The organism is Trinickia sp., assembly GCF_035492435.1.
Lineage (GTDB): Bacteria > Pseudomonadota > Gammaproteobacteria > Burkholderiales > Burkholderiaceae > Trinickia.
Window position 1 is genome coordinate 1 of sequence record NZ_DATJJF010000071.1, and the last position, 4,733, is coordinate 4,733.

At 58.5% G+C, this 4,733-nt stretch carries 4 protein-coding genes; 2 read left to right on the top strand and 2 right to left on the bottom strand.

The features are described 5' to 3' along the window. Positions 1-1,374, top strand: a 1,374-nt coding sequence (locus VL598_RS05160) for a sensor histidine kinase (RefSeq protein WP_325325619.1), incomplete at its 5' end; no start/stop codon positions are given. 95 nt (positions 1,375-1,469) lie between these two features. On the opposite strand, the gene VL598_RS05165 is transcribed toward VL598_RS05160, so the two are convergent. Beyond that, complete coding sequence (locus VL598_RS05165; protein WP_325325620.1) at positions 1,470-2,735, bottom strand: MFS transporter; 1,266 nt, start codon at positions 2,733-2,735, stop codon at positions 1,470-1,472. A gap of 98 nt (positions 2,736-2,833) precedes the next feature. On the opposite strand from VL598_RS05165, the gene VL598_RS05170 reads away from it, so the two are divergent. Then, positions 2,834-3,718, top strand: a complete 885-nt coding sequence (locus VL598_RS05170; protein ID WP_325325621.1) for a LysR substrate-binding domain-containing protein — start codon at positions 2,834-2,836, stop codon at positions 3,716-3,718. 161 nt (positions 3,719-3,879) lie between these two features. Here VL598_RS05170 and VL598_RS05175 read toward each other — a convergent pair whose 3' ends face one another. Further along, complete coding sequence (locus VL598_RS05175) at positions 3,880-4,197, bottom strand: YnfA family protein (protein ID WP_325325622.1); 318 nt, start codon at positions 4,195-4,197, stop codon at positions 3,880-3,882. Between the last annotated feature and the right edge of the window lie 536 nt (positions 4,198-4,733).

The window sequence follows — 4,733 nt, forward strand, 5'->3', positions numbered from 1 at the left end:
GTCAATCGCAGTAATCGCGTGGACGAGCTGGACCGCGAAAAAACTCTTGCCATCGTTGCCGGCGTGGCGATGATTAGCGCGTTAGCAGGGGCGGCGTTGATGCTCGCACGCCGGGAAGCGGAGGAGCGCGAACAGACAACCCAAGAGAACATTCAGTTGCAGAGCGATTTGCACGAGCGTGAGTCCAACATGCGACAGCTTATCGACTCGAAGATCATCGGCATCGTGACATTCGATGTCGACAACCGCTTCTTCGACGCCAACGATGCCTTTTTGGACATGGTGAAATACAGCCGCGAGGATTTGATTTCGGGTCGGCTGCGCTGGACGGACATGACACCCGCGGAATGGCGCACAGTCAACACTGAGCGGATGGCCGAGCTCAAGGCCTTTGGCACCTGTCAGGCCTACGAAACCGAGTTCTTTCGAAAGGACGGCAAACGCGTTCCGGTACTCGTCGGCGGCGCGGCGTTGATGGGCAAGCGGGCGCAGGGCGTCGCCTTTGTTCTCGACTTGACGGAGCGAAGGCGAGCCGAAGCAGCGTTGCACGAAAGTGAGCGGCGATACCGGGAGGCGATGACGGAGCTGTCGCACGCCAATCGCGTGACGATGATGGGGCAATTGACCGCATCGATCGCCCATGAAGTCAACCAGCCGATCGCAGCGGCAGTCACCAATGCGAGCGCCGCAGTGCGCTGGCTCAACGCGCAGCCGCCCGAACTCGATCAAGCTCGGGAGGCGATTGAGCGCGTCGTCAAGGACGGCGGGCGAGCCGGCGATGTGATCCACCGCATTCGCGCGCTTGCCAGAAAAGCTCCGCTAGGTAAAGAAACGCTCGATGTCAATGGAGCGATCCTTGAAGTTGTGAGCCTGACTCAAGGTGAGCTTGTCAAACACAATGTCTGCGCGCATACAGCGCTCGCACCAGACTTACCCAGCATTAAGGGAGACCGTGTCCAACTGCAGCAAGTGATTCTAAACCTGGTCGGCAATGCAATCGAGGCGATGAGCGGAGTCGCCGACGGAAAACGAGAGCTATGGATCAACACGAAGAAGAATGAACCGGGCTACGTGCTCCTCGACATCCGCGATTCTGGGCCGGGACTGGGTGAGGGCAACCCAGAGCAGGTTTTCAACGCGTTTTACACGACAAAGGCGAGTGGTATGGGCATTGGCCTTTCAATTTGCAGGTCGATCATCGAAGCCCATGGAGGACGAGTATGGGCGACGGCAAACGTGCCACGCGGCGCTGCATTTCAGATCCTCTTGCCCACTCAAGATGCGCAAACCGAGGTGCAAGTGGCCATTGCGCCGAGCGGTGATGGCCTGCTTGCGTCAGGGTTCGGTGGAGCGCGGTCCAGATCGCCAGAATGAGCCCTGTATCGTTAGCGGAAATACTCGCGCAGATGGCGTAATGGAGTCGACACACCCTGGCTGGTCGGCTTCCAGTTACAAGCGTTCGTTGCGTGTCACTCGACCGCAGTTTCGTTGGCACGCACGCCCGTTGCGGAACGCGCGCTACGGCCTGGCACGAAGTAGTACACCGCTGCCGCTGCCTGCAACGCTATCAACGCAATCCAAACGCAGCGGTGCGCGGCCACCGGATAATGGCCTTCGTTTGTCGGCCAATGGCCAAGCACAACGCCGATCGTCGTTTGCAGCACAAAGATGCCGAGAAACATCACAAGCGTGAACGAAGTGTTGATGCGACCGATCATGTGAGGCGGGAACTGCTTCGCAAGCACTGAATACGTCAGGATGCCCGTGCCTCCCAGCGCACCATACGCTGCCCACAGTACCGGTTCGGGCGCCGGTATGCCGGTTGCGATCACGAGTTGCACAATCACGAAGAGTGACATGGTGATCCCGGAAAACAGATACACCGACATGCCGTTGCGCTCCGCCACTCGCGCCAGCGCGCCAAAGCAAACGTTGCCAGCGATGAATGCCGCGCCAAGCACAGAGACAAGCGAGGCCGCTCGCGCAACAACGACGTTCGCGCTTTGGCCTGCGTAGGTCACGTCGCGCAAAAACGCACCAACCCACAGTGACTGCATTGCGTAAAAAACGCTCTGCGTGAGTCCCGAAAATGTGGCGACTTTCCAGAACAATGGACTGCGCAGCACGAGGCCGGTACCCGCGAGTTGCTCACCCAACCCTCCGCGCACTCGTATATCGGGTTCGGCAGGCGCGAAGAGGAAGACTGCGCCCGCGCTCGCAGCCGTCATCACTGCAAGGCCGATGCTGATAGTGCGCCAGTCGGTCAAAGACAAGAGCCACGAGAGGGGCGCACCCACAGCGATGCCGCCAATGCCGCCGATTGCCATCACGATTCCGTTGACAAATGTGAGCCGATCAGCGGAGAAATGCTGGACGGTCGCCTTGAATGCACCGCCCAGGCATGCCGATACGCCGACCCCGATCAGGAAGCGGCCGGCCAACATGAATCCCAAGCCCCCTGCGATCCCGAACATCAACGCACCGGCCGAGGCAATGAGCAATAGACCAGCGACGACGCGCCGCGGCCCGAAGCGGTCAAGCAACAAGCCGGCCGGGATTTGCGCCGCCGAGAACCCGAGGAAGTACAAACTCGTCAACGCGCCCAAGCTGGCGGCTGACAGGCCGAATTCTTGACTCAAAACGGGCGTGAATCCGAGGTTGACGCCGCGAAACAGAAAGGATACGAAGTAGCCAAGGGAGAAGACGGCCACCGCACGAAAATGATTCAAAGTCATGGGAATCGAGGCGTATTTGGGAGCTTAGATTATTGGCAATTCCGGCAGCGCATGCCAGCGAGAGATACGAACGGGCAATGTGAGTAAAATTTGACGTCATGGCTACCAGCTTTCCCCCACTGCAAGCGCTGCGTGCGCTTGAAGCCGCCGCTCGGCGACGCAGCTTCAGCCGTGCCGCAGAAGAACTGCATCTGACGCACAGTGCAGTGAGTCATCATTTGCGAGCGCTGGAGCTTCAGCTCGGAGTCGAGCTTTTCCATCGAGCGGGTGCGCGCATGATCCCCACTGCGGTAGGGGCACAGCTTGCCGAGCGCGTCCGGCACAGCCTCGACGACCTGCGCGACGCCCTTGACACCGCACGTCGCGGCGCGAATGGCGTCGCGCGCCTGCAGCTGAGCGCGATGTCGGATCTCTTGTCGGTATGGCTGATTCCGCGGCTCGGCAACTTTTACGATCTGCATCCACTCATCGACCTGTCGCTCCATATGCACGCGGATGTCGCGCCGCCTGATCCGTACTCATTCGACATCGGCATTTGGCACCGCCGCGTGGACGAGCCCGGATTCCAGGCTCGCAAGCTCCTTGATGATCAAGTGATTGCCGTATGCAGTCCGGCATTGCTCGCGCGCTATCCCGATTTCAGTATCGACGATTTGCCAAACATGCCTTTGATTCGTTTCACGCACCGCTCCTGGCGTGATTTTTTTGAAGCTGCCGGCGTGGACGCAAACGAGCCGCAGCGTGGGCCGATATTTGACGATGCCGGACTTATGCTTCAGGCGACGCTCAGTGGCCAAGGGGTGTCGACTACACGGCTTCAACTCGCGCGCGACTATCTCAAGAGCGGCGAGCTGATTCAGTTAGGACAGGTGAGCATCCCCGCTTCGCTGGAGTATTTTTTTACGTGGCGCGAGGGGCATCCACGCGAAGCGGCGATTTTGCAGTTCTATCGGTGGATGAAGGGGCAACTGGCGCTCATGTGACACGCCAACCATCCTGAGCTAGATGCTGCTCTGTAAAGTCCCGTGTTGGTCTCCCTACGCTAGCTCACGCATCACATCGCAGCGTGCATGAGTAACGACGACTGCGTTGCGTGAAAGCGCGGACGGGTCGGGGGAATCTTCTGCACCGCAGCTCTTCCGAATCACCGTGGTTGAAACGCGATGATTGCCATTCCAACAAGCGAAAAGGCCACCCCAGAGCAGTCCCAGACTGTGGGCTGTATGCCCTCGACAAGCCAGAGCCAGATCAGCGCGACAGAGATGTAGACACCGCCATACGCGGCATAAACGCGGCCTGCAGCAGCGGGGTGCATCGTCAGCAGCCAAGCAAAGATCGCAAGCGACAGCGCGGCCGGAATCAAGAGCGCAACGCTCTTGCCCTCCTTGAGCCACAAATAGGGAAGGTAACAACCGACAATTTCAGCGATCGCTGTAGCGACGTACAAACAGATGGTTCTCATTTCCTGCTGGCGATTTGATGTTCACGAAATGTTTACATGAATAGTCTCGCCGAAACAGCCTTCGGGCACAGGGCGCTAGCCGCACGCAATGTCACCGCCGCCCCGAATCATCGAGTAGCGCTGAATGTCGATCTGCAGAAGGCGTCACCGCCATGAAATTTGTCACTGCCTCATAGGCGCTCACGCTCATCGGTCGAAGCCGAAGCTGATAGCACACACGTCGCGCTACTCGACAGCGCAAACTGAAACCCTTTATTTCAATAAACGAAGCCACAAGACCGCGCACCAGTGCGACCATATGCCGCGTAAGACCAAATGAGACGAAATGCCGCATTCGCCAGACCGAGCCAATCGTGTCGATCGAAGTGGATTGCAGTGTTCATCTGTAACTTGCGAGGAGTGGTAATTACAATGAAAGGAACGAGAGCTGCCCTGATTACAGTCATGGCAGGTATCTGGGCGACAGGGGCGCACGCACAAAGCAGCGTAACGCTGTACGGTCTAATCAATGTTGGCGTTTCGTATATCTCGAACCA